This window comes from Chitiniphilus purpureus (genome assembly GCF_025642115.1).
Taxonomy (GTDB): domain Bacteria; phylum Pseudomonadota; class Gammaproteobacteria; order Burkholderiales; family Chitinibacteraceae; genus Chitiniphilus; species Chitiniphilus purpureus.
The window spans coordinates 19,436-44,072 of the sequence record NZ_CP106753.1 but is presented as its reverse complement, the minus strand read 5'-3'; the positions used below and the strand labels follow the sequence as shown (position 1 = coordinate 44,072).

Genomic DNA, 24,637 nt, shown 5'->3' with positions numbered 1-24,637 from the left:
GCCCGGGCACGGCCCGGCATCGCTTCAGTCGACGTAGACGACCTGGGCATCCTGTATCCGCCCGGAACGCTCGTTCACGACACAGACAAACCTGGAAATCATCAGCGTCTTGAACGGGATGCTGGTCGTGGCGGTGCTGCCGGCGTCGGCGTGATGGGCAAAATCGATGTGTCTGTTTTTCAGCGCATTGCGGAATCGCTCCGCCGCATGGCCTGGCCTTGCCTGCAGGCAGATCTCGTGTGCACTGCGCTTGTTGGCGTGGAAGCTCCAGCCTGCGCAGCCTGCGAAAACAGCAAACAGCATCAGCATGAGCCCCGTCAGATACAGGATCGATCCGGAATGCGATGAAATGGATTGCCTCATGGCGGGCTACGCTGTTGTTGTGCCGCGGGTAACGCGTTGCCGGGCACTGCTGCCGTTTTCCCTATCCAACCCGCCTGGCATCCCCAATGGGTGACAACTCCATCGATTTCGGACCGTTGCGCCTGAAGCGGGCCCGCGACCGCCATGGTGACTGTGCCAGGTGCCGCGCCCGGTTCAGCATCGGCCTTACCCGCGCAGGCGCTGCCAATCCAGTCCGAAGCGGGCCAGATACTTGCGCAGCCGATCGGCATCGTTGGGTTTGGCCTTGCTCTCGCGCGAAGCCTGGAACAGCATGCGCCCGGCTTCGGACAGTGTGGCGCTGCGGCGGCACACCTGCAGCACGCTTTCCAGTTGCAGACGGTCGAACAGATCGAGCTGCCCGGCCGCTTCACCCAGCAGCGTGTCCAATTCGCCGGTCTGCGGCCCGCCCCAGGCGTGGCGCAAGCGGGCGATCTCTTCGTTCACGCAGGCCTCGGTGATGCGCCCCGCCTCGGCAAGCGTGCCCAGCCGGGTGACCGAGGCCGACAGTTCACGGAAGTTGCCGCGCCATGCCGCTGCGGCCGACGTGGCGAATGCCAGGTAGGCGCGGCGCGCCTCGGCATTGAAGCGCACCTGCTCGCCCTGCTCGCGGGCAAAGCGCGCCAGTTCGAAATCCAGATTGGGCTCGATGTCCTCGGCCCGATCGGCCAGCCCCGGCAGCGCGTAGGTCCACAGATTGATCCGCGCATACAGATCCTCGCGGAACCGCCCCTGCGCCACCCATTGCCGCAGATCGCGCACCGTGCCGGATATCAACTGGAAGTCGCTTGCCACCTCGCGGTCGCCGCCGAACGGGAAGAAGCGTTTTTCCTCGATGGCCTTGAGCAGCATCGCCTGCTCGTCCAGCCCCAGTTCACCGATCTCGTCGAGGAACAGCAGCCCGCCGTCGGCACTGCGCAACAGGCCGGCGCGCTCGGTCTGCGCCCCGGTGAATGCCCCCTTCACATGGCCGAACAGCGCCGACATCGCACTGTCGCCACGCAGGGTGGCGCAGTTGACCTCGATGAAGCGCCCGGCGAGCTGGTGGCGTGCCTTCTTCAGCTCGTACACCCGGCGCGCCAGCAACGACTTGCCTGCGCCGGTCGGGCCGCACAGCAGCAGCGGTGCCCTGGAGCGCACCGCCACGCGTTCGATCTGCTCCACCATCCGGTTGAAGTGCGCATGGCGCGTGGCGATGCCCGACTTCAGGAACGACACGGTCTCATCGCGTTCGCGCGCAAAGCGCGTGGCGATCCGGTCGTAGCGCGACAGATCCAGGTCGATCAACGTGTAGCTGCCCGCCACATTGCCTGGGTCGTGCCTGCGCGGCGGCGAGGTTTGCACCAGCCGCGCCGGCAGATAGCGCGCCTCGGCCAGCAGAAACCAGCAGATCTGTGCCACGTGCGTGCCGGTGGTGATGTGGATCAGGTAGTCCTCGGCCTCGGTATCGAAGCCGTACCCGTGCGCGTAATCCAGCAGCGCGCCGTACACCTCCTCGAAATCCCACGGATCGCGCAGGTTGATTTCCGCGCTGACCACCTCGGTTTCCGGCGAGACCAGCGCGATATCGCGCTTGAGGCGCTCGAACAGACCGCGACCGCGGCTGTCGTGCAGCAGGTATAGCCGGTGTATCAACAGATCGGGCTGCTGGCATAGCGCGACGGTGGGCCGCCATTTCTCCCAGCGCTGGGCGCCCTTGCCCACGTAGTCGAGCACGGTGCCGGCAAAGCCGAAGACGACGGTGCGTTTCATGATGGCGATACCAAAAGATAAATGGCGATCCCATGATATATGAATGCGCCGACCTCATCATGCACGGGCTCTGCCGAGGGATGTCGAAAAAGCGTTTGCAGACAACATCTTGTTGATTTACGGCCTGGCCCGGACGCCTCTGGCATGCCTTTCGCTGAAGGTGGGGCAGGCTGCAGCGACCCGCCCACGATTGGACGGGTCGCCTGCGTCGGCAGCTAAGGCCAGCCTGGCGCCCAATCGCGCCGAGGCATCCTGGAGAGGCATGATGCAAAGCGGTAAACAAAAAAGAGCCGTCATCGTGGCACGGCGCAAGGTGCGGCGGGACAAGGTGCATTCAAGTGTGCCGCCCGCCGGGCGCTCGCGCCCCACAGGGACGATCGCGGTCGAGGTGGCGCGCTTGGCGCCGCATAACAGCTACGGCGCGCCCGCGTTTGTCGAGTGTGGCCACTACACGGACCTGGCCTTCACCTGCCGCGATTGCGGTGCGAACCAGGTCTGGACCGCGGAACAACAGCAATGGTGGTACGAAACCGCCAAGGGCTATGTGTATTCAACCGCCATCCGCTGCTTGGGATGCCGCCAGGCGCGGCGCCGGGCACTGGCGGGAACGATCAAGGAAAGCAGGCAATGAACAAGTACGAGACTCTCGCCGTGCCCCACGGCGCCTCGATCAAGATGTGGACGCAAGGCGTGCCGGTGGAGCAGGAGGCGCGCGAGCAGCTGATGAACACGGCCAGGATGCCCTTCATCTACAAGCACCTCGCGGTGATGCCGGATGTCCACCTGGGCAAGGGCTCGACCATCGGCAGCGTGATTCCCACCGTCGGCGCAATCATCCCGGCCGCGGTCGGCGTGGATATCGGCTGCGGCATGATGGCCGCACGCACCACGCTCAACGCCGCCGACCTGCCGGACAACCTGGCCGGGCTGCGTAGCGCCATCGAAGCGGCCGTGCCGCATGGTCGTACCCCCGGCCGCCGCGACAAGGGCGCCTGGGATACGCCGCCCGCCAGCGTCGATGCGATGTGGGGCGAGCTGGCCGATGGCTTCAAGCGCATCACCGACAAATACCCCAAGCTAAAGCACACCAACAACCACAAGCATCTGGGCACGCTGGGCACCGGCAACCATTTCATCGAGGTGTGCCTCGATGAGGAAGACCGTGTCTGGTTCATGCTGCACTCGGGGTCGCGCGGCGTGGGGAACGCCATCGGCAACCTGTTCATCGAGCTGGCCCAGGCCGATATGCGCCAGCACATCGCCGATCTGCCGCACCGCGACCTGGCGTACTTCGCCGAGGGCAGCCAGCACTTCGACGACTATGTCGAAGCGGTGGGCTGGGCGCAGGACTACGCGCGCCGCAACCGCGCGGTGATGATGCAGAACGTGATCGCCGCTGCCCGCAAGGTGATCGCCAAGCCGTTCGCCGCCGATGTGCAAGCGGTGAACTGCCACCACAACTACGTGCAGAAGGAGATGCACTTCGGCCGCGAGGTGCTGGTGACGCGCAAGGGCGCAGTGTCGGCACAGAAGGGCCAGTTGGGCATCATCCCCGGCTCGATGGGCGCCAAGAGCTTCATCGTGCGCGGCCTTGGCAACGAGGAAGCGTTCTGTTCCTGCAGTCACGGTGCCGGTCGCAGCATGAGCCGCAACGAAGCCAAGCGCCGCTACACCGTGGACGACCAGATTCGTGCCACGGCCGGGGTGGAATGCCGCAAGGACAGCGAGGTGATCGACGAGATCCCGATGGCCTACAAGGACATCGACGCCGTGATGGCCGCGCAGTCCGAGCTGGTCGAGGTGGTGCATACGCTGCGCCAGGTGGTGTGTGTGAAGGGGTAGGGCTGCTGCTTGGACCGGCCGTTGGATACCGACCAGAACGTACGACGTACAGAAGAAAGCGCCCAAGATGGCAATGCCGCGATGCCGGCTGGCGATACATCGGGCCTGCGGCGCACCGGTTGCCGTGTTGCTTCAGCGGGTCCGGCCGGCTGGGTGCGGGTAGTCAATTGGCATGCCGGCGCCGCTGTGCCGGCGTGCGGGCGGTGGTTGCGCCGACGGATCGATGAAGCTTCCTGCGATGTGTCGGGCGACGGTGAAGCCGGCCGCCGTCCTTCACCGCGCTCGCGTTGTGGCCACATAGCGGGTATCGCGGCGATGGCGTATTCGAAGGCCTGCGCGGAGTGCACCTGCGGTTCGGTCGTGATGACGCCCGCACCGGAAAGGCATGGTGCCGGAACAAATGGACCCGATGCGTCAGCGCTCAGCTGGCAGGCATTGCATGATTTCTCCGCCGCCAGGTCGGATGCCATGCCGCCGTCCCAATGGGCGAATGCATGGCCCGCCAGCTGGCAGCGACAAGGACAGGAAAATGGATGGCAACACAATCAACCCGGTGCACTTTGCCCACCCCATCGCCCCCGCCATTCGCGAGCGGGTGATGGGCGCGCTCGCGATGATCGAGGCCCGGCACGATGTGCGTGTGCTGTTCGCTTGCGAATCGGGCAGCCGCGGCTGGGGCTTTGCCTCGCCGGACAGTGATTACGACGTGCGCTTCGTCTACGTGCATCGTCCCGACTGGTATCTCAGGGTGGCGTCGCAGCGCGATGTGATCGAGCTGCCGATCGACGACGAGCTCGACATCTCGGGCTGGGAGCTGCGTAAGGCGCTGCAATTGCTGGCGCGTGCCAATCCCACGCTGTTCGAGTGGCTGGATTCGCCGGTGGTCTACCGCGCCGAGGCCAATTGGGTGATGCAGGTGCGGGCGCTGGCGCCGGCGTTCTTTTCGCCGCGCAAGGCGCGCTGGCACTACCTGGCCATGGCGCGCAAGAACCACCGCGAGCATCTGCGTGGGGAGACGGTGCGGCTGAAGAAATATCTTTACGTGCTGCGGCCGCTGCTGGCGGCGCAGTGGGTGGACGAGGGGCGCGGCATGCCGCCGATGCGCTTTGCCGAACTGGCCGAGGCGCTGCTGGACGACACCGCTTTGCGCACCGAACTGAATCGGCTGCTGGCCTTGAAGATGGCGGCGGGTGAGGCCGAGTACGGTCCACGCTTCCCGCTGATCCATGACTGGATCGAGATGCGACTGGCGCGCGCAGGCGATCTGCCGGATTTCCATCAGCCCGAGGGCGACATGGCAGCACTGGACGACCTGCTGCTGCGCACCGTGCTGCAACGTTGAATACCGCCGGCCAAGCCGGCGCAGAACCAGAACACACAACCATGAAAAACCATATCCAATCCGACTGGGTGCAGCTGGACGGCGCCCAGGGCGAAGGCGGTGGGCAGGTGCTGCGTACCGCGCTCACGCTGTCCATGATCACCGGCAGGCCGTTCCGGATCGAGCGTATCCGTGCCGGGCGCAACAAGCCCGGCCTGCTGCGCCAGCATCTGACCGCGGTAGAGGCCGCGGCAGCGGTGTGCGGTGCGCGGGTGGCGGGGGCGGTGATCGGCTCGCAGCACCTGGTCTTCGAACCCGGGCCGGTGCGTGGCGGCGACTACCGTTTTGCCATCGGCACCGCCGGCAGTTGCACACTGGTGCTGCAGACGCTGCTGCCGGCACTGTGGTTCGCCGATGCGCCGAGCACGCTCAGCGTGAGTGGCGGCACCCACAATCAAGCTGCGCCGCCGGCCGACTTCCTGATCCAGGCGTGGGCACCGCTGATGGCGCGCATGGGCGTGCGTCAGGTGCTCACGCTCCGCCGCCATGGTTTCTACCCGGCCGGCGGGGGTGAGGTGACGGCCGAGGTGGTGCCGGTGGCGCAGCTGCTGCCGCTGCGGCTTATGGATCGCGGTGCACTGCGGCAGGTGCACGCCGAAGCGGTGATCGCCGCCGTCGCCCATGCGGTGGCGCGGCGTGAACTGGCGTGCGTGGTCGAGGCACTGCCCGATGCAACCACGGCGGTGCGGGACGTGCCAGCCGGGGAAGGGCCGGGCAACGTGCTGCTGATCCGCGTCGAGCACGATGCGCTGACCGAGGTGTTCACCGGTTTTGGCGAGCGCGGTGTGTCGGCCGAGCGGGTGGCGGCCGGGGCACTGCAGCGGGTGCGGCGGTATCTGGCGGGTACCGCGGCGGTCGACGAATTCCTGGCCGACCAGTTGCTGCTGCCATTGGCGTTGGCTGGCGGCGGCGAATTCACCGTCACGCAGCTGTCGTCCCATCTGACGACACAGATGGAGACGGTGGTGCGTTTTCTGCCGGTGGCGATCGAGGCCGACGCCGTGGCACCAGGGGCGGTACGGCTGCGGGTGGGCCTGCCGTAGTGGCGATGGCGTGGCTCGGCGTGGATCGGGCCGGTGCCCGCCGCGGGTGCGCGGATGCTGTGCTGCGTTGCAGCAGCGTTTCGTGAAAACTGCCCCGCGGTGCAGCGATGACTCGCCTAGGCTCGATACGTTGTCCTTGGATCGAACGGCCTCGCCATGCTCTGCCTGCTTCGCCCTCTGTTGCTGCTGTGCACGCTGTGGCTGATGGCGCCCGCCGCCGCATGGGCGCATCCCGTGGCGGTGGGCGGCCCGGCCGTTGCAGCCACGGTGCCGATGCCGCCGGTGGCGGCAGGCACACCGGTGCTTGCACCGCAATGTTGCTGCAGCAGCCCCAAGTGCCGCACGGCCTGGTCGTTGCCGGCGGCTGACAACATGCTGCTGCCCGAGACCCGGCCCGTCTACGTGGCCGGCGGGGCGGCCCATTGCTATCGCCTGTTTCCGGATGTGCCGGAGCGGCCTCCTTCGCGTGGATAGCGGTATTCAGCGTGCAACCCACCCCATCCGATTCAACGCGAAAGGAGTCCCACCATGTCCCATGAACGTTTCGACGAGTGCATCCAGGCCTGCAACGATTGCGCCATCGCCTGCGAGCACTGCGCCAGCGCCTGCCTTGGCGAAGGCCACGCCACCGCAATGGCTGCCTGCATCCGGCTCGACCGTGACTGTGCCGATCTGTGCCGTTGGGCGGCCACGCTGATGGCGCGTGGCAGCAGCTATGCCACGGCGCTGTGCGCGGTCTGCGCCGAGGTGTGCGAAGCCTGCGCGGCCGAATGCGCGCGGCACGATGCCGCGCACTGCCAGCAGTGCGCTGTGGCCTGCCGCCAGTGCGCCGAAGCCTGCCGGCGGATGGCGGCCTGATGCGCTGAGGCACGGGCCGCGGCCGTCCTGCGGCGGCCGCGGCCCGGATACCGGATATGCATCTGCAACATTGACCGGGGTCAAGGAATGTTGCGGCGCAACGGAGAAGACTGGATGGCCTGGAAGCCGGGGCGTGTCCCTGGATCCTGTCCTGCCGACACCGGTTGCGCCTTGCCGCCAGCCTGCCGATGTGGGCCGAACCTGGGTATGGCGTACAGGGCGGCAGCAAGGAGTCTGGACATGAACAACCGTACCCTTCCCATCGCCGTGGCCGTGGTGCTGCTGCTCGCCAGCGGCACGGTCACTGCGCGCGGGCCATGGATGGCCGGCCCCGGCAACACCGTCGGCTGGCAGCTGATGACGCCGGAGGAACAGCGCACGCATCGGGATCGCATGCGTTCGCTGCAAACCTATGACGAGTGCAACACCTATGTGGCGGAGCATCGCGCGCTGATGGCGCAGCGCGCCAAGGCACGCGGCGTGGCGCTGCCCCAACGGCACTACCGCAATTCGCCGTGTGACCGGATGAAGGCCCGCGGTTTCATCAACTGAGCAGCCGGGCGGCGTCAGCCGCCGGCGCCTTCGTAGTGGCGCATGCCGGCATGCCATAGCCGGTGTGCGCCCCACACACTGACTGCACACGCCAGCAGCATGTAGCCCAGCACCGGCAGCAGCGGCGTGCCGTGCAGCAGGGCACGACCCGGCCAGTACCCCAGCGCACCCAGCGGCAGCCACATGAAGCACTGGCGCGGCAACCAGGGCAGCATATCCAGTGGGTAGCGCGCCATGTCGGTCACCCGGCCGACCAGCGACTGCGTCGGCCAGGCCTCGCCGAACCAGAACGCGCTGGCAGCGGCCATCAGGTTGATCGCGGTGAAGGTCACCGCCGCCAGCAGCCACAGCAGCGCGAACGCCGGCCAGAACCACCATGGTTGCGCCGTGCCGCCGGCCCACACCGCCAGCACGCAGTATCCCAGCCCGAACGCCATCACCAGGAAGCCCTGCGGATGGAACCGTTCCAGTGCCAGCTGCAGCAGCGGATGCACCGGACGCAGATAGGTGCGCAGGTAGCTGCCGTCGCGCAGCCAGCGGCTGAGCATGAACTGCGCGTTGAACATCCCGCTTTGCAGCGAGTAGGCCAGCAGCATGAAGCCTTGCAGGAAGATCAGGTCGTAGCGGTTCCAGCCGGCGATGCTGCCCTGCTGCCCGGCCAGCAGGTACAGCGTGGCGGCGGTGGCGAGCGAGGTGGCGAACACCCCCAGCCCGATCAGCAGGAATTCGGTGCGGTTGGCCAGCTTGGCGTGCAGCTCGGCGCGCGCCAGCCGGCCGAAGGCGGTCAGTACGGTCTGCATGTCGGAATCCCCAGGTTCGATGGTAGGCCGGCGGATGCGATGCCCGCTCAGGCACCGAAGATCAGGATGCGGCGCAGTGCCAGCCGCAGCGCCCAGCGCATGCCCAGCACGGCCAGCAGGCACCACAGCAGCTGCCAGGCCAGCGTGACGGGCTCGGCGGCAAGACCGGTGACGAAGCCCACCGGCGTCTGGAACGCATGCACGAACGGCAGCCGGTTCAACGCCTCGCGTACCGGCGGGCTGAAGAACGCCAGCGGCACCAGCGCGCCGCCGCAGAATTGGATCAGCGTGTCCTTGCTGGCGGTGATGCCCCATTGGTCGGTCACCACCAGCCCCGCCAGCCCGACGGTCAGGTCGATGCAGAACACCAGGATCAGCGCCAGTGCCATGGCGGCCAGCGCCCAGGCGCTCAGTGCGGGCGCCAGCCCCGCCAGCAGTACGAAGCCGAACCACACCGGCACCAGGGGCAGCGCCTGCGCCAGCGCCCGTGCGCAGGCATAGGCGAAATAGCGCAGTGCCAGTGGCAGGGGCTGCACCAGGTAGGTGGCCACCTGACCCGAGCGCAGCTCCCATGAAAACTGATAGTCCACCCCGGTCTGCACCAGCGCGAAGAAGGTCTGGGCAGTGGCGATCAGCAGCAGCGCCTGTTCGAACTGCAGCCCGGCGCGCTGCGGGTCGGCACTGTACAGCGCGAACCAGAGCCAGTAGGTGAGCCACAGTACCAGCCCCTGCCCCACGCCCAGCAGCACCAGGCTCAGCGGTTGGCCGATCGCGGTCAGGAAATAGGCGCGGGTCAGCCGGTACCACGCCAGCACGGTGTATCTCATGCCGGCACCCCGCGTCCGTGCCGGTAGTAGTCGTGCAGGATGCTTTCCAGATCCGGCTCGACGGCAAGCACGCTTTCCACGCCCAGCGGCCCGAGCAGCGCGACCAGCTCGGCAAAGCCGATATGGCTTTGCGCGGCTTCGACGCCGCGGGGGTGGCGCCGTGCCGCCAGGTGCGGATGATGCGCCGCCAGCAGTGCCAGCGCCGCTTCGTGCTGCGGTGCGGGCAATTGCACCTGCCACCATTGCCCACTGCCCATCTCGCGCTTGAATGCCTCCAAGGTACCGTCAAAGCGCAGCCGGCCATGGTCGATCAGCAGGATGCGCGCGCACAGCCGGTCGATGTCGCCCACATCGTGCGAGGTGATCAGCACCGTGGTGCCGGCCTCGCGGTTGAGTGTGGCGATCAGCTCGCGGATCTTGGCCTTCATCTCGATATCGAGGCCGATGGTGGGCTCGTCCAGGAACACCACGTCCGGCGCGTGCAGGAAGGCCGCGGCGATCTCGCACAGCATGCGCTGCCCCAGCGACAGCGTGCGTACCGGCCGCGCCAGCAGCTCGCCCAGCCCCACCCGGCTTTCGAACAGCGCCACCCGGGCATCGAAGGTGGCCTGCGGCACGGCGTAGATCGCCTGCAGGATGCGGTAGGCATCGCGCACCGGCAGGTCCCACCACAGCTGCGAGCGTTGTCCGAACACCACGCCGATGCGCTGCACGTATTCATGCCGCTGCCGGTGCGGGTCGAACTGTGCCACCCGCAGGCTGCCTGACGAGGGGGCCAGGATGCCGGTCAGCATCTTGATGGTGGTCGACTTGCCGGCACCGTTCGGCCCGATCAGCCCGACGCATTCGCCGCGCTCGATCCGGAAGTCGATCCGGTCCACCGAGCGCCGTACTTCATGGCGTGGCCGCCATAACCGGGCCAGTTGGCCGGCCCAGCCCTGCGCGGGCTGCGGTATCTGGTAATCCCGGCAAAGCTGGGTCGCTTCGATCAAGGGCATCGGCGTCTCTGCGGCAACAGGTGGGAAGGACGCCTGACTCTAGCCCGTTGACCGCCGTGTTGGAATGTCACATGCTCGCGTCGCTTTTGTCCAGGAATCACATCCGCACATGGCGACGATCTATCAGGAACGCTTCGACATCGGCCCCGAAACGGTGGAGCGCCTGATCGGCGTGCACGTGTTCCACCGTCCGAGCTACCCGCCGATGCGCAACCGCGGCCTATTCATGTGCGGCATCAGTCACGCACCCGGCCGCTTCGAGGTCGAGCGCATCGACCCGCCGTTCCATGTGGTGCTGCTGCCGTTGGCCGGGCAAGGGGAGCTGTTCGGCGGCGAAGCGAGCCGGCCGGTGGGGCCCGGCGAGGTCGGCGTGCTGCCGGCGCGTGGACGCTGGGGGCTGCGCCGCACCGGCGAGGCGCCGTGGCATCTGGTGTGGTTCCTGCTGTATGACACGCCGCGCTGGCAGCATCTGCAAGGCGTGCAGCCGCGGGTGCAGCGCTGCGCCGACGCGCAGCTGCTGCACGATGCGGTGGCGGTGTTCCACCACGAGGCGCTGCGGCACCTGCAGCAGCCCAGCCAGGCCTTTGCCGCACGTGCGCTGATCGTGGTGACGGGTCTCATCGAACGCAGCCTGGCTCCGCTGCACCCCGATACCGGCTGGTCGGCCCGCTTGCAAAGCCTGTTCCGCCGCGTGGATGAGCAGTTGGGCGAGCCCTGGACGACCGAGGCACTGGCCGCGCAGCTGCAGATCACCCCGGCGCACCTGCACCGGCTGTGCCGACACTATCTGGGCATGGCACCGGGCCAATATCTGATGCTGCTGCGCATGCGTCGTGCCCGCGAACTGCTGCTTGCCGGGCTGGGCGTGGGCCAGACCGCTGCCGCGGTCGGCTATCTGGAGGTGGCAAGCTTCAGCCGGCGCTTCACCCGCCATTTCGGCCACAATCCGAGCCGGCTCAAGCCGGCGGCGCCAGGCTTTGTCGCCAAGGCCGAAGCCGATTGAAAAAAGAACGCGGCCAAGCCGCGTTCCAACTGCAACGGCAGTGGCGGTACGCTTGGCGCCGCCCGGTGCCGGATCAGGCGTTGCGCTCAATCATCGTGATCCTCCTGGCCGGCCACCACTGAGCGCGCGAGGCGGAAGCCGATGGCCTGGTTGCCGAACTCGGGCGGAATCGGCGCGCGGTCGGTGATGTGCATCTCGGTACCATTGTCCCAACTGGCACCGCGCAGGATGCGCTCGGGCCTGTCGCTGGTACCCACCGGGTTCCGCTGTGCGGCATTGGTGAAGGCGCGTTCCCGGTCGGTGGTCCATTCCCACGCGTTGCCGGACATATCGTGGAGCCCCAGCGAATTGGGCACGAAGCTGCCCACTGGTGCCAGGCGCGGATAACCATCGTCCACTTGCCAGATGGTCACGGGAATCGGCCCGATGATGGGCTCGAAGTAGGCTTTGCAGCTCTCGTCCGCAATATTGGCGGCCACCTTGCCATTGATGAGTGGCTGGCCGTTGCCCCAGGCGTTGATGATGTCCTGGCCCCGGTCGCGCGCCGCGTATTCCCATTCCGCCTCGGTAGGCAGCCGGTAGCCGATCACCTTGCTCACGTCCAGCGTGGGCTTGCCGGCGGCGTCCAGCAGGTCACCGGTGGTCTCGTCATAGGCTTTGGGCCAACCCTTTTGCCGGTTGAGCCAGTTGATGTACTTGATCGCGGCGAACCACGACACGTTGACCACCGGGTTCTGGCCCCGGCCCAGCTCGCGGCCGCTCAGATCGATCGAGCTGGCGGGGGGCTCGCCGGTGGCGCGGGTGTAGCGGTCGAACTGGCGGTAGGTGACCTCGGTGCTGCTCAGGTAGAACGGTGACAGGGTGACCGGGTGGATGGGGTACTCATTCGGATAGTTGACCGGCGCGGCCACCGTGGCGCCCATGATGAAGGTGCCACCCGGCACCCGGACGAACTGCCTGGCCTTCACCCCGGTGCCCAGCGGTTTCCATGCACCGCTGGTTGGACTTGGCGCCTGGGCGCGAGTCCACCACTGAGCCTGATAGAGCTTGCCCTCGTATACCACTGCATCACCGGCCTTGTAGGCACGATCGGCCTGCCAGGACGCGGCGTCTTCCGGCGGTGCCGGTTGCCATGCACCGGCGCTGCCATTCGGCGCGCTGCCCTTGGTCCACCACTTGGCCTGCCACTCCTGGCCCTGGTAGGTCACGATGTCGCCTTGGTTGTAAGCGATGTCGGCTTGCCAGGCCGCTGCCCAGGCACCCTGCATGCCGACTGCACACAGGGCGGCCAGGAGCAACTGCTTCACCCGGTTCACCCCGGGCTGTCGCTGAACACTGTGTCCAACGGCAGCCTGACCGGTTTTATCCACTGCCACTACGCATGATTTGTTGTTGTATTGCATGGGTGCATCCTCCAATTGGTGGGGGCCCGATGCCCGCCTGTATGGGTAGGCCATCGGACCAGGACACGGTGCCAGGAGCGTGGCATGGCTTCAATCGCGCGCAGTCCTTTTGTTGGAAAGTCGTTGATAAACAACAGGTTGATCACCATCCACTGATGTGCTGATGCAGGTGGGTTGCCGCGTGCCGATGCGACAGGCAGCTGGGGCTGCGATTACCGGCTGGGGCAAGGCACCAATGAAAACGGCGACCAATGCCGTTGGCATGGTCGCCGTTGCACTACGTCAGCCGTTCGCGTCAGTCACCGCGATCTTCCTGGCCGGCCACTACCGAACGTGCCAGCCGGAAGCCGGTGGCGCCGGTGGATTCGGCCGGGTTGCCGGCATAGCGGTCGGTGATGTGCATCTCCTGACCGTTGTCCCAGCTCGCGCCACGCATCACGCGGCCTGGCGCGTCGCTGACGCCCACCGGATTGGTCTGCGCGGCCGTGGTGTAGACGCGCTCCTTGTCGGTGGTCCATTCCCAGGCATTGCCGGACAGGTCGTAGACCCCCAGCGAGTTGGGGATGAAGCTGCCTACCGGTGCCAGCCGCGGATAGCCGTCGGTGACTTCCCAGATGACCATCCATGGCGGCAGCGGAATGCCAAGCTCGCCTTCGAAGAAGGTCTTGAGGCTGATGTCGGCGATATTGGCGGCGGGTTTGCCATTGATCAGCGGTGCGCCATTGCCCCAGGCGTTGATGATGTCCTGGCCGCGGTCACGCGCTGCGTATTCCCACTCCGCCTCGGTGGGCAGCCGATAGCCGATCACCTTGGCGACATCGGTGGTCGGCTGGCCGGCGGCATCGAGCAGGTCGCCGGTGGTCTCGTCGTAGGCGCGGGGCCAGCCCTTTTGCTGGTTGAGCCAGTTGATGTATTTGATCGCGGCAAACCACGACACGTTGACCGCCGGGTTCTCGCCACGCCCGAAATCCATGCCGCCGGCGTCGAGCGAGCTGAGCAGCGGCTGGCCGGTGGCGCGGGTGTAGCGGTCGAACTGGCGGTAGGTGACCTCGGTGCTGCTCAGATAGAACGGCGACAGCGTCACCGGGTGCACCGGATACTCGTTGGGGTAGTTGACATTGCCGGCCACGGTGGCGCCCATGATGAAGGTGCCACCCGGCACGCGCACGAACTGCTTGGCCTTCACGCCGGTGCCCAGCGATTTCCACGGTCCTTGCGGCGCCGGTACGTTGCCGCGGGTCCACCACTGTGCCTGGTAGAGCTTGCCCTCGTGCAGCACGACCTGCCCGGCCTGGTAGGCGGTGCCCGCCTGCCACGCGGGCGCATCCTCCGACGGCGCCGGCTGCCACGCCTGGGCCTGCGGGCCCGGTGCCTCGCCGCGCGTCCACCACTTGGCCTGCCACTCCTGGCCCTGATGCGCCACGATGTCGCCCTGCGCATAGGCAGCGCTGGCCTGCCATGCCGCCGCCAGTGCGCCGTGCATGCCGGTGGCGAGCAGGGCGGTCAGCAGCAACTGCATCAATCGGTTCGGCCTGCCCTGGCCGGCGGTGCCACGCCCGGCCATGGTCTGCCCGCTGTCATCCACTGTCACTCCGCGTGATCTGTTGTTGTACTGCATGGGTACATCCTCCAGTTTGATGGGATGCCCGACGCGGGCCTGTACCGGCCGTTCGTCAGGCCATGTCACGGTGCCAGGACAGCAGCATGGGTTCAATCGTGCATGCGGTTTTGCTGCTGGGACGTGTTCAAAAACAACAGCTCCATTGCCATCTGCTGATGTAGTGATTTGCTGATGCACACCTGTTGGCGTGCCCGGCAATTCGGTGGCGGCAGGATGCCTGCCCGGATTGGCGATTGCCATTGGCAATTGGCGGGCATGTCGGCGGTGCCTCGGATTGCCCGGCCTGATTTGCACTGCACAAGACAGTCGGCCCATTTCGCCAATTCATCAGGTGCTTATTTGTTTGCCATATCGGCGTTTACTAGGTTGAGCCGGGGGTATTCCCCATACGCATAATTCCGGAGACAACATGAACCTGAAGTTGCTTGGTGCGCTCTTTCTTGGCTTTGCCGCAACAGCCGCGGCCACCTGTGTGCCGCCGCCGCCCGATCCCTTCTACACCGGGTACCACGCGCGCTTGCCGCTCCGCACGCCCGAGGATGCCAAGCTGCCGCTCCGGCGGCCGCTGACCGATTCCGGTCGCGACTACAGTTGCCCGATGCCATTCGAGATCCGGGTCGCCTACCGGCTCTACAGCTATCAACCCCGTGCGATCGTCCATGCGCTGCTGGATGAACAGATTGCCGCCGCAGGTTGGGCGGTGCCGGACTCGCTCAGCGCGCCACCCTGGGACGCTGGCAAGATCTATCAGAAAGGGGATCGCGCAAGCAGCAGCGGCCTTGTCTACGAGGCGCAGTGGTGGACGCAGGGCCAGCAACCCGGGCCCCTCCATGGGCCGTGGACAGTGGTCTGGCCGGACGGGATTGCCCGCTGGTCCGCAACGCGTGCCTATCAGGCGGACGACAGGGCGATTTTCGATGATGCGGTCTGGCAGGCAAGGTGGTGGACCCAGGGCGAGGCGCCCGACGATACGCTGCAGGGAGCCTGGATCAGGACGGCGGACCCGGTGCCGCCGCCGGCCAGCCTGCCCAGCCGGTACAGTGCGCGGCTGCAGTGGCAGGGCACCAACCTGGAGGTTTCCCTGCAGAGCATCGCGGGGGGCACTACGGCCATACCGGCCTATGTGGAGGTACGCGAGCAGGGTCAGGTGCTGGGGCGTCTGACCCGGTTCGAGGTCCCGTCCGAGTGCAGCGCGAACACGTGCCGGCCGGCGGAATACTGGCGCACGCAGGGCACCTTTGCGCGCGTCAATCCGGACCCGCAAGCCTGGATCAGCATCTGGGCATGCAACAGTCCGGACCTGTGCCGCCCGGCCGAGGCCACGCATCCCACCTTTGGCGAGACCACCATAGGCAATCCCTCCCAACCCATGCCATACGAGGGAGGGGCTGCGCTGCTTCACTAGGCGCCGCCGACAAAACCTGATGGTTGCGTCGTGCCCATGTGCCGTATGACCCACGCTGTCGGTGCTCACGGGAGGTCCGATCCGTCGCCGTTCAGGACGGTCTGCACTGGCTGCCGGCACCGCTTTGCCGGATTTTGCTTGGCAGCGCTGAGGGCGCGCTGTCCTGCGTCATGCATGGGAGAGGGCACAGCATCGTGCCTTCTCATCCTTTGCGCAGCCGACGCCGTGTGGATGATCGGTTGTGCACGCCCTGCCGCCCGGTGCTTGCCCGCGGTGCGATCCGCCACGCTGGTTGCGGCCCATCCCGCCGGGGTATTGCACGGGCCGTGGCCGGCACTGCATCGGGCATGGCCATGGTTGGACGGTTGATTCCAACCCGGCCTTGCCCTGTCGTGCCGCGCACTGGGGTTGGCCGTATTCCATGCCGGTTGCCGCCGTTGCCGTATCCCGTGCAGGCCATGGTGCCGGGCAAGACCGGGTATGGCGCGGTGCCTGCCGCATCTGTCCGTATATCGGCTGCCCGCCAGAATAAGGTATTGGCCTCATCCTGCTGCGGCTTTGCACTCTATATATTCGCAAAAACTAATATTCTTATTCAAAAGCCGGACCACTGAAACTGTCGGTACGGCGAAATGGCGGCTAAAACAATAGCCAGGGGTAGCCATCACGTAACGCTCCCAAGGAAAAAGACCAGGATTAAACGGCTTTAATTTGACGGGCGGATTTCATCGAAAGACAAGTTTGGGATTCAAGGAGCAGCTCGATGCGCCCACCCTCAATGAACCATGTATATCGCCTGATCTGGTCCACCCGTCTCGGCTGCTTTGTCGCAGTCGCCGAATTTGCCCGCGCCGGTGGCAAGGCTGCGCGTTGCCGCGTGCTCGGCGCGGTGGCCGCCACCCTGCTGGGCGTGCCGGCTGTCTGGGCCGAGCCGCTACCTACCGGGGCACAGATCACGCAGGGCGCGGCCCAGCTCAGCCGGCAGGCCGACACGCTGACGATCAGGCAGGATACCGGCAAGCTGGTGACCAACTGGCAGAGCTTCGATATCGGTGCCGGGCATACGGTGCAATTCGTGCAGCCCTCGGCGGCGGCGGTGGCGTTGAACCGGGTGGTCGGCGCCGGCGTGTCGAACATCCAGGGCGCGCTGCGTGCCAATGGGCAGGTGTTCCTGCTCAATCCGAACGGAATCCTGTTCTCGCCCACCGCACAGGTGGATGTCGCCGGCCTTGTCGCTTCGACGCTGTCGCTCTCGGACCATGATTTCCTCGCGGGCCGGTACCGGTTCGAAGGCAGCGGCAGCGGCAGCGTCACCAACCAGGGGCTGCTGCGCACGGCGACAGGCGGCACGGTGGCCCTGATCGCGGCCAAGGTGGTCAATACCGGCCGCATCGAGACGCCGCAGGGGCAGACGCTGCTGGCTTCGGGCAGCACGGTGACGCTGGATATCGGCGGCCCGGTGCAACTGGAGGTCGAGCGCGGTGTGCTCGATGGCCTGGTGGAAAACGGAGGCGCCATCCTGGCCGACGGCGGCAAGGTGCTGCTCACCGCCAAGGCAGCGGACCAGCTGGCGCGGTCCGTGGTGAACCAGACCGGCCTGATCCAGGCACGCACCCTGGCCAGCGGTGAGCGCGGCGAAATCGTGCTGCTCGGCGATCTGCAGCATGGCGAACTGCATGCCACCGGCAGATTGGACGCAAGCGCACCCAATGGTGGCGACGGCGGCTTCATCGAGACGTCCGCGGCGCGGGTCGACACCGGCGCGCTGCAGATCGATGCGGGCGCTGCCCACGGCCAGGGCGGCGAATGGCTGATCGATCCGTTCGACTACAACATCAACGTCACAGCCGCGGCCAATATCGCGGGCGCGCTGAATACGGGAACCAGCGTGACGGTGTCGACGGTGACCAGCAATCCGGTCTATGGCGGCGGCGCCGCCGGCTCGGGCGACATCACGGTGGCCAGCCCGATCAGCAAGACAGCCGGGGGCAACGCCACCCTGACGCTGCGTGCCGACCGCAGCATCACCGTCAGCAGCCCGATCACCGCCACCGTTGGCCAGCTCGGCCTCACCCTGAGCGCGGCCAACAACAGCAGCAGTGCCGTGGGCGGGGTGGCGATCAACGCCAATCTGGCCTCGAATGGCGGGCGCATCATGATCGGCGGCGCCGGCGGGAGCATCACCACGGCGCAGGCGAACGGCATCGGCTACGCGATCAACAGCAGTGCCAGCACACCGGCGGTGCGTGTCGGTACCAATGTGTCGATCGGCTCGGCGGGCGGGACCATCGTCCTCAATGGCCATACCACCGCGACCACGCCGTCGTACGACGCCACCAAGGCGGGGGTCTACGTACTCTCCGGGGCCACGATCGACAGCGGCGGGGGCAATCTCTACATCAACGCCACCAGCTCGGGCGACGCGCGCGAGTTCGCGTTCGGCGTGGAAGGCAACTCCGGCACCGTCACCACGTTCCGCACCGGTGCAACCAGCGGCAACATCGTGGTCAACGTCAACAACACGCAGAACGTGCTGGGCTCGCTCGGTCTGGTGAACAACGGCAACCAGGCGCGCATCCAGTTCTGGGCTCCCAGCGTGGCGCATATGCTGTTCCGGTTGAACGGGAACAACCAGGCGGCCCAGTTCACCCAGAGCCCGCCCTGCCATCCCGGCTATCCCAACTGCGGCACCATGGTCATCCCGGGGGGCAACAACAGTTACACCTACGCTGGCTACAACGTGGTGAACATGGCGATGCTGCCCATCTATGTGTTCACCGGCTCGGGCAGCCGCACCTACGACGGCACCACCTCGACCGCCGGCCTGCCCACGCCGACCTCGCTGGGCGGGCCAGGGGGCTTCACCGTCACTGCGCTGGGACCACTGGTATTCAATACCCCGGGCAAGAACGCCGGTAGCTACACCGAACTGGTCAGCTCGTCCAACAACCCTGCCAACTACCAGGGCATCAGCTACGCGGTGGCCTACTTCAACCAGGGCACCTATACGGTCTCGCCCAAGGCACTGACCAATTTCGCGGCAACGAACAAAGTGTATGACGGCACCACCGCTGCCGCGGTCACCTCGTCCGATCTGGTGGTCGGCGACAGCATCACCCTCAATGCCACCGGCAGCTTTGCGCAGGCAAACGTCGGCAATGGCATCAACGTCAACATCACCGGTGTGACGCTGGCGGGGGCCGACGCGGGCAACTACACGGTGGGTGGCTTCGGCGGCATCAACACCACTGCCAATATCACGCCGGCCGCGCTTACCGTCACCGCCAACGCGGACAGCAAGACCTACGACGCACTGGCCTACAGCGGCGGCAATGGCGTGAGCTACAGCGGCTTCGTCAACGGCGAGACCGCGGCGGTGCTGGGCGGCACGCTCAGCTACGGCGGCACGGCGCAGGGCGCGGTGAATGCGGGCAGCTACGGCATCACGCCGCAGGGGCTCACTGCCGGCAACTACACGCTGTCGTTCGTACCCGGCACGCTCAGTGTCAGCCCGGCCACGCTGACCTATACCGCCAACGTTGCCAGCCGTAGCTACGGCGGCACCAACCCGGCCTTCACCGGCAGCGTCACCGGCCTGGTCGGTGGCGAGACGCTGGCCGGCGCCACCAGCGGCAGCCTGGCCTTCAGCAGCCCGGCCACCGCCACCAGCAACGTCGGCAGCTACGCCATCAACGGCGGCGGGCTGACCGCCAACCACGGCAACTATGTGTTCGCGCAGGCCGCAGGGAATGCCACTGCGCTGACCATCAACCCGGCCGCACTCACCGTCACCGCCAACGCGGACAGCAAGACCTACGACGCACTGGCCTACAGCGGCGGCAATGGCGTGAGCTACAGCGGCTTCGTCAACGGCGAGACCACTGCGGTGCTGGGCGGCACGCTCAGCTACGGCGGCACGGCGCAGGGCGCGGTGAATGCGGGCAGCTACGGCATCACGCCGCAGGGGCTCACTGCCGGCAACTACACGCTGTCGTTCGTACCCGGCACGCTCAGTGTCAGCCCGGCCACGCTGACCTATACCGCCAACGTTGCCAGCCGTAGCTACGGCGGCACCAACCCGGCCTTCACCGGCAGCGTCACCGGCCTGGTCGGCGGCGAGACGCTGGCCGGCGCCACCAGCGGCAGCCTGGCCTTCAGCAGCCCGGCCAGCGCCACCAGCAACGTCGGCAGCCATGCCATCAACGGCGGCGGCTTGACCGCCAACCACGGCAACTATGTGTTCGCGCAGGCCGCGGGCAACGCCAGCGCGCTGACCATCAACCCGGCCGCACTCACCGTCACCGCCAACGCGGACAGCAAGACCTACGACGCATTGGCCTACAGCGGCGGCAACGGCGTGAGCTACAGCGGCTTCGTCAACGGCGAGACCGCTGCGGTGCTGGGCGGCACGCTCAGCTATGGCGGCACGGCACAGGGCGCGGTGAATGCGGGCAGCTACGGCATCACGCCGCAGGGGCTCACCGCTGGCAACTACACGCTGTCGTTCGTACCCGGCACGCTCAATGTCAGCCCGGCCACGCTGACCTATACCGCCAACGTTGCCAGCCGTAGCTACGGCGGCACCAACCCGGCCTTCACCGGCAGCGTCACCGGCCTGGTCGGCGGCGAGACGCTGGCCGGCGCCACCAGCGGCAGCCTGGCCTTCAGCAGCCCGGCCAGCGCCACCAGCAACGTCGGCAGCCATGCCATCAACGGCGGCGGCTTGACCGCCAACCACGGCAACTATGTGTTCGCGCAGGCCGCGGGCAACGCCAGCGCGCTGACCATCAACCCGGCCGCACTCACCGTCACCGCCAACGCGGACAGCAAGACCTACGACGCACTGGCCTACAGCGGCGGCAACGGCGTGAGCTACAGCGGCTTCGTCAACGGCGAGACCGCCGCGGTGCTGGGCGGCACGCTCAGCTATGGTGGCACGGCACAGGGCGCGGTGAATGTGGGCAGCTACGGCATCACGCCGCAGGGGCTCACCGCCGGCAACTACACGCTGTCGTTCGTACCCGGCACGCTCAGTGTCAGCCCGGCCACGCTGACCTATACCGCCAACGTTGCCAGCCGTAGCTACGGCGGCACCAACCCGGCCTTCACCGGCAGCGTCACCGGCCTGGTCGGTGGCGAGACGCTGGCCGGCGCCACCAGCGGCAGCCTGGCCTTCAGCAGCCCGGCCAGCGCCACCAGCAACGTCGGCAGCTACGCCATCAACGGCGGCGGGCTGACCGCCAACCACGGCAACTATGTGTTCGCGCAGGCCGCAGGGAATGCCACTGCGCTGACCATCAACCCGGCCGCACTCACCGTCACCGCCAACGCGGACAGCAAGACCTACGACGCACTGGCCTATAGCGGCGGCAACGGCGTGAGCTACAGCGGCTTCGTCAACGGTGAGACCGCTGCGGTGCTGGGCGGCACGCTCAGCTACGGCGGCACGGCACAGGGCGCGGTGAATGTGGGCAGCTACAGCATCGTGCCGCAGGGGCTTACCGCCGCCAATTACGCGCTGACGTTCCTGCCCGGTGCCTTGACGATCACGCCGACGCATCTGCAGGTGATCACCGGCGCACTGACCGGCACGGCCACCAAGGTGTACGACGGCACCACGGTGGCGACGCTGGCACCGGCCAACTACCTGCTGACCGGCTTCGTGGGCAGTGATGGTGCCACGGTGACCAAGACCAGCGGCAGCTATGCGGACCGGAATGCCGGCAGCGGCAAGCTGGTCAGCGTGAGTCTGGCGCGGAGTGATTTCGCCCCAGCGGGTGCGACCGATCTGGCGAACTATGTGCTGCCGACCAGTGTGACCGGCTCTATCGGTACCATCACCCCGGCGCCGCTCACCGTCACCGCCAACGCGGCCAGCAAGACCTACGATGCACTGGCCTACAGCGGCGGCAATGGTGTGAGCTACAGCGGCTTCGTCAACGGCGAGACCGCCGCGGTGCTGGGCGGCACGCTCAGCTATGGCGGCACGGCACAGGGCGCGGTGAATGCGGGCAGCTACGGCATCACGCCGCAGGGGCTCACCGCTGGCAACTACACGCTGTCGTTCGTACCCGGCACGCTCAGCGTCACCCCGGCCACGCTGACCTACACCGCCAACGTTGCCAGCCGCAGCTATGGCGGCACCAACCCGGCCTTCACCGGCAGCGTCACCGGCCTGGTCGGCGGCGAGACGCTGGCCGGCGCCACCAGCGGCAGCCTGGCCTTCAGCAGCCCGGCCACCGCCACCAGCAACGTCGGCAGCTACGCCATCAACGGCGGCGGCTTGACCGCCAACCACGGCAACTATGTGTTCACACAGGCAGCGGGCAATGCCAGCGCGCTGACCATCACCCCGGCGGCACTCACCGTCACCGCCAACGCGGACAGCAAGACCTACGACGCACTGGCCTACAGCGGCGGCAACGGCGTGAGCTACAGCGGCTTCGTCAACGGCGAGACCGCGGCGGTGCTGGGCGGCACGCTCAGCTATGGCGGCACGGCACAGGGCGCGGTGAATGTGGGCAGCTACGGCATCGCGCCGCAGGGGCTCACCGCCGGCAACTACACGCTGTCGTTCGTACCCGGCACGCTCAATGTCAACCCGGCCACGCTGACCTATACCGCCAACGTTGCCAGCCGCAGCTATGGCGGCACCAACCCGGCCTTCACCGGCAGCGTCACCGGCCTGGTCGGCGGCGAGACGCTGGCCGGCGCCACCAGCGGCAGCCTGGCCTTCAGCAGCCCGGCCAGCGCCACCAGCAACGTCGGCAGCCATGCCATCAACGGCGGCGGCTTGACCGCCAACCACGGCAACTATGTGTTCGCGCAGGCCGCGGGCAACGCCAGCGCGCTGACCATCAACCCGGCCGCACTCACCGTCACCGCCAACGCGGACAGCAAGACCTACGACGCACTGGCCTACAGCGGCGGCAACGGCGTGAGCTACAGCGGCTTCGTCAACGGCGAGACCGCCGCGGTGCTGGGCGGCGCCTTGAGCTACGGCGGCAGCGCGCAGGGCGCGGTGAATGCGGGCAGCTACAGCATCGTGCCGCAGGGGCTCACCGCCGCCAACTATGCACTGACGTTCCTGCCCGGCACCTTGACGATCACGCCGGCGCAACTGCAGGTGATCACCGGTGCGCTGACCGGCACGGCCACCAAGGTGTATGACGGCACCACGGTGGCGACGCTGGCCCCGGCCAACTACCTGCTGACCGGCTTTGTGGGCAGTGAGGGTGCCACGGTGACCAAGACCAGCGGCAGCTATGCGGACCGGAATGCCGGCAGCGGCAAGCTGGTCAGCGTGAGTCTGGCGCGGAGTGATTTCGCGCCAGCGGGTGCGACCGATCTGGCGAACTATGTGCTGCCGACCAGTGTGACCGGCCCTATCGGCACCATCACCCCGGCGCCATTGGTGCTTGCCGCCACCGCCGCCAACAAGGTGTACGACGGCACCACCAGCGCCCCTGGCGCACCGACGGTGATGGGTCTGATGGCGGGGGACACCCTGACCGGTCTGACGCAGACCTATGCGGACAAAAACGCCGGGGTGGGCAAGACGGTGCAGGTGGTGGGTGGCTGGACGCTGACCGATGGCGCCGGCGGCGGCAACTACAGCGTCACCAGCGTGGCCAGCAGCGCCGGCGAGATTGGCCGGCGGGCAGCCACTGTCTCGGCGCAGTCGGCAAGCCTGATGTACAACGGCCTGCTGCAAGCGCAGCCGGCGCCCGCGACCAATGGCTTTCTCAGCGGCGACGACGTGGCCGTGGGCGGCGCGGCCAGCGGTCGCAATGCCGGGGTGTACCAGTCCGCGCTTGCCGTCAGCGGGGTGGACGCAGGCAATTACGACATCAGCCTGAACGATGCGGCACTCACCATCACGCCGGCACCGTTGCTGCTCACTGCCACGCCGGTGAGCAAGACGTATGACGGGACCGTCGTCGCGACCGGCACACCGCTGGTGAGCGGCCTGCAGGCCGGCGATACGATCGCTGGTCTGGCGCAGGCCTTCACCGACAAGAACGCCGGCAATGGCAAGACGGTCCGGGTCACCGGCTACACCCTTGCCGATGGCAACGGCGGCAACAACTATGCGGTGACCGCGCTCGACGCCACCAATGGCGCCGTGACCCCTGCCACGCTGACACTGACCGCGATGCCGGTGCAGCAGATCCAGGGCGCCGCGCCCGTGCCGCTCACCGGAGGTGTCAGCGGCTTTGTGAACGGCGAGACGCAGGAGACCGCGACCACCGGGGCGCTGGTGTTCCGCACCATCGCCGACCCTGCCAGCCCTGCCGGCATCTATGCCGTGGAAGGCGGCGGGTTGGCCGCGGTGAACGGCAACTACGTGTTCGCCCAGGCGCCCGTCAACAGTCAGGCATTCGTGGTCACCCCGGCACCGCTGGTGCAGGCCGATACGCTGGTGACCCCGCCGGTCTCGGTGCCGAACTTCCCGGACAATGCCCAGCTGGTGCTGGGCAGGCAGGCCATCACGCTCGGCGGCGGCGCATTGAACTATGTGCCGGTGGATGCCACAACGGGTGCGGCATTGACCGTTGCCGCCGGAGCACCGTCCGCTGCCGTCAATCCGGCTGGCGAGGAGGGCGCGGCCGGCGAAGGCAGTCAGACCGCTCCCACCGGGACCGCCCAGATCGCGGTGCCCAGTGCCAATGGCCCGCTGGACGTGTTCGTGCTGGACGGCGGGCTGAATGTCGACCCGGCCGCGCGCGACGAGCAGCGCGACCCCACCAGTTGATCAACCGGAGTACCGC

At 67.2% G+C, this 24,637-nt stretch carries 17 protein-coding genes; 10 read left to right on the top strand and 7 right to left on the bottom strand.

The window, feature by feature from the left end; all coding sequences use genetic code 11:
• Positions 1–24 precede the first annotated feature (24 nt).
• Together N8I74_RS00175 and rtcR are read right to left on the bottom strand one after the other, a co-directional pair.
• Positions 25–363 carry a hypothetical protein gene (locus N8I74_RS00175; RefSeq protein WP_263124877.1) on the bottom strand — a complete coding sequence of 113 codons (339 nt, stop codon included), beginning with the start codon at positions 361–363 and terminating at the stop codon, positions 25–27.
• A gap of 186 nt (positions 364–549) precedes the next feature.
• On the bottom strand, positions 550–2,133 hold the full coding sequence (gene rtcR / locus N8I74_RS00170; RefSeq protein WP_263124876.1) for an RNA repair transcriptional activator RtcR: 1,584 nt from the start codon (positions 2,131–2,133) through the stop codon (positions 550–552).
• A 43-nt stretch (positions 2,134–2,176) separates the two neighbouring features.
• On the opposite strand from rtcR, the gene N8I74_RS00165 reads away from it, so the two are divergent.
• The 7 genes from N8I74_RS00165 to N8I74_RS00135 all read left to right on the top strand — a co-directional run bounded on the left by N8I74_RS00165 (position 2,177) and on the right by N8I74_RS00135 (position 7,809).
• Positions 2,177–2,764 (top strand): zinc-ribbon domain-containing protein, encoded by a 588-nt coding sequence (locus N8I74_RS00165; protein ID WP_263124875.1) that lies wholly within the window; start codon positions 2,177–2,179, stop codon positions 2,762–2,764.
• Positions 2,761–3,975, top strand: a complete 1,215-nt coding sequence (locus N8I74_RS00160) for an RtcB family protein (protein WP_263124873.1) — start codon at positions 2,761–2,763, stop codon at positions 3,973–3,975. Before N8I74_RS00165 ends, N8I74_RS00160 begins: the two co-directional genes overlap by 4 nt.
• 529 nt (positions 3,976–4,504) lie before the next feature.
• Positions 4,505–5,317, top strand: a complete 813-nt coding sequence (locus tag N8I74_RS00155; protein WP_263124872.1) for a nucleotidyltransferase domain-containing protein — start codon at positions 4,505–4,507, stop codon at positions 5,315–5,317.
• A 41-nt stretch (positions 5,318–5,358) separates the two neighbouring features.
• On the top strand, positions 5,359–6,399 hold the full coding sequence (gene rtcA, locus N8I74_RS00150; RefSeq protein ID WP_263124871.1) for an RNA 3'-terminal phosphate cyclase: 1,041 nt from the start codon (positions 5,359–5,361) through the stop codon (positions 6,397–6,399).
• A 156-nt stretch (positions 6,400–6,555) separates the two neighbouring features.
• On the top strand, positions 6,556–6,873 hold the full coding sequence (locus tag N8I74_RS00145) for a hypothetical protein (RefSeq protein WP_263124870.1): 318 nt from the start codon (positions 6,556–6,558) through the stop codon (positions 6,871–6,873).
• A 54-nt stretch (positions 6,874–6,927) separates the two neighbouring features.
• A complete protein-coding gene (locus tag N8I74_RS00140; protein ID WP_263124869.1) occupies positions 6,928–7,257 on the top strand; it encodes a four-helix bundle copper-binding protein in 330 nt (109 codons plus the stop codon).
• Positions 7,258–7,497: 240 nt separating this feature from the next.
• Complete coding sequence (locus tag N8I74_RS00135) at positions 7,498–7,809, top strand: hypothetical protein (RefSeq protein ID WP_263124868.1); 312 nt, start codon at positions 7,498–7,500, stop codon at positions 7,807–7,809.
• A 14-nt stretch (positions 7,810–7,823) separates the two neighbouring features.
• On the opposite strand, the gene N8I74_RS00130 is transcribed toward N8I74_RS00135, so the two are convergent.
• Genes N8I74_RS00130 through N8I74_RS00120 form a run of 3 tightly spaced genes read right to left on the bottom strand, consistent with a single transcriptional unit; the run spans position 7,824 to position 10,434 of the window.
• Positions 7,824–8,609, bottom strand: coding sequence for an ABC transporter permease (locus N8I74_RS00130; protein WP_263124867.1), 786 nt, complete (start codon positions 8,607–8,609; stop codon positions 7,824–7,826).
• A gap of 47 nt (positions 8,610–8,656) precedes the next feature.
• Entirely contained in the window at positions 8,657–9,436 is a 780-nt protein-coding gene (locus N8I74_RS00125; protein WP_263124866.1) for a hypothetical protein, read from the bottom strand.
• Positions 9,433–10,434 (bottom strand): ABC transporter ATP-binding protein, encoded by a 1,002-nt coding sequence (locus N8I74_RS00120; RefSeq protein ID WP_263124865.1) that lies wholly within the window; start codon positions 10,432–10,434, stop codon positions 9,433–9,435. Before N8I74_RS00120 ends, N8I74_RS00125 begins: the two co-directional genes overlap by 4 nt.
• A gap of 109 nt (positions 10,435–10,543) precedes the next feature.
• Here N8I74_RS00120 and N8I74_RS00115 point away from each other — a divergent pair, with 109 nt between their 5' ends.
• Positions 10,544–11,437, top strand: a complete 894-nt coding sequence (locus N8I74_RS00115; RefSeq protein WP_263124864.1) for a helix-turn-helix transcriptional regulator — start codon at positions 10,544–10,546, stop codon at positions 11,435–11,437.
• Between the two features lie 86 nt (positions 11,438–11,523).
• Here the strand turns inward: N8I74_RS00115 and N8I74_RS00110 are convergent, their stop codons facing one another.
• Positions 11,524–12,744 (bottom strand): SUMF1/EgtB/PvdO family nonheme iron enzyme, encoded by a 1,221-nt coding sequence (locus tag N8I74_RS00110; protein WP_263124863.1) that lies wholly within the window; start codon positions 12,742–12,744, stop codon positions 11,524–11,526.
• Positions 12,745–13,135: 391 nt separating this feature from the next.
• Complete coding sequence (locus N8I74_RS00105; protein WP_263124862.1) at positions 13,136–14,458, bottom strand: SUMF1/EgtB/PvdO family nonheme iron enzyme; 1,323 nt, start codon at positions 14,456–14,458, stop codon at positions 13,136–13,138.
• A 412-nt stretch (positions 14,459–14,870) separates the two neighbouring features.
• On the opposite strand from N8I74_RS00105, the gene N8I74_RS00100 reads away from it, so the two are divergent.
• The gene (locus tag N8I74_RS00100; protein WP_263124861.1) at positions 14,871–15,866 is read left to right on the top strand and encodes a carbohydrate-binding protein; all 996 of its coding nucleotides are present in this window, start codon (positions 14,871–14,873) and stop codon (positions 15,864–15,866) included.
• Positions 15,867–16,629: 763 nt separating this feature from the next.
• A complete protein-coding gene (locus tag N8I74_RS00095) occupies positions 16,630–24,621 on the top strand; it encodes an MBG domain-containing protein (protein WP_263124860.1) in 7,992 nt (2,663 codons plus the stop codon).
• Positions 24,622–24,637: the final 16 nt, after the last annotated feature.

Coding starts and splice junctions, on each gene's coding strand:
- N8I74_RS00175 (WP_263124877.1), bottom strand. CDS start 363: ATGAGGCAATCCATTTCATCGCATTCCGGATCGATCCTGTATCTGACG.
- rtcR (WP_263124876.1), bottom strand. CDS start 2,133: ATGAAACGCACCGTCGTCTTCGGCTTTGCCGGCACCGTGCTCGACTAC.
- N8I74_RS00165 (WP_263124875.1), top strand. CDS start 2,177: ATGCGCCGACCTCATCATGCACGGGCTCTGCCGAGGGATGTCGAAAAA.
- N8I74_RS00160 (WP_263124873.1), top strand. CDS start 2,761: ATGAACAAGTACGAGACTCTCGCCGTGCCCCACGGCGCCTCGATCAAG.
- N8I74_RS00155 (WP_263124872.1), top strand. CDS start 4,505: ATGGATGGCAACACAATCAACCCGGTGCACTTTGCCCACCCCATCGCC.
- rtcA (WP_263124871.1), top strand. CDS start 5,359: ATGAAAAACCATATCCAATCCGACTGGGTGCAGCTGGACGGCGCCCAG.
- N8I74_RS00145 (WP_263124870.1), top strand. CDS start 6,556: ATGCTCTGCCTGCTTCGCCCTCTGTTGCTGCTGTGCACGCTGTGGCTG.
- N8I74_RS00140 (WP_263124869.1), top strand. CDS start 6,928: ATGTCCCATGAACGTTTCGACGAGTGCATCCAGGCCTGCAACGATTGC.
- N8I74_RS00135 (WP_263124868.1), top strand. CDS start 7,498: ATGAACAACCGTACCCTTCCCATCGCCGTGGCCGTGGTGCTGCTGCTC.
- N8I74_RS00130 (WP_263124867.1), bottom strand. CDS start 8,609: ATGCAGACCGTACTGACCGCCTTCGGCCGGCTGGCGCGCGCCGAGCTG.
- N8I74_RS00125 (WP_263124866.1), bottom strand. CDS start 9,436: ATGAGATACACCGTGCTGGCGTGGTACCGGCTGACCCGCGCCTATTTC.
- N8I74_RS00120 (WP_263124865.1), bottom strand. CDS start 10,434: ATGCCCTTGATCGAAGCGACCCAGCTTTGCCGGGATTACCAGATACCG.
- N8I74_RS00115 (WP_263124864.1), top strand. CDS start 10,544: ATGGCGACGATCTATCAGGAACGCTTCGACATCGGCCCCGAAACGGTG.
- N8I74_RS00105 (WP_263124862.1), bottom strand. CDS start 14,458: ATGCAGTACAACAACAGATCACGCGGAGTGACAGTGGATGACAGCGGG.
- N8I74_RS00100 (WP_263124861.1), top strand. CDS start 14,871: ATGAACCTGAAGTTGCTTGGTGCGCTCTTTCTTGGCTTTGCCGCAACA.
- N8I74_RS00095 (WP_263124860.1), top strand. CDS start 16,630: ATGCGCCCACCCTCAATGAACCATGTATATCGCCTGATCTGGTCCACC.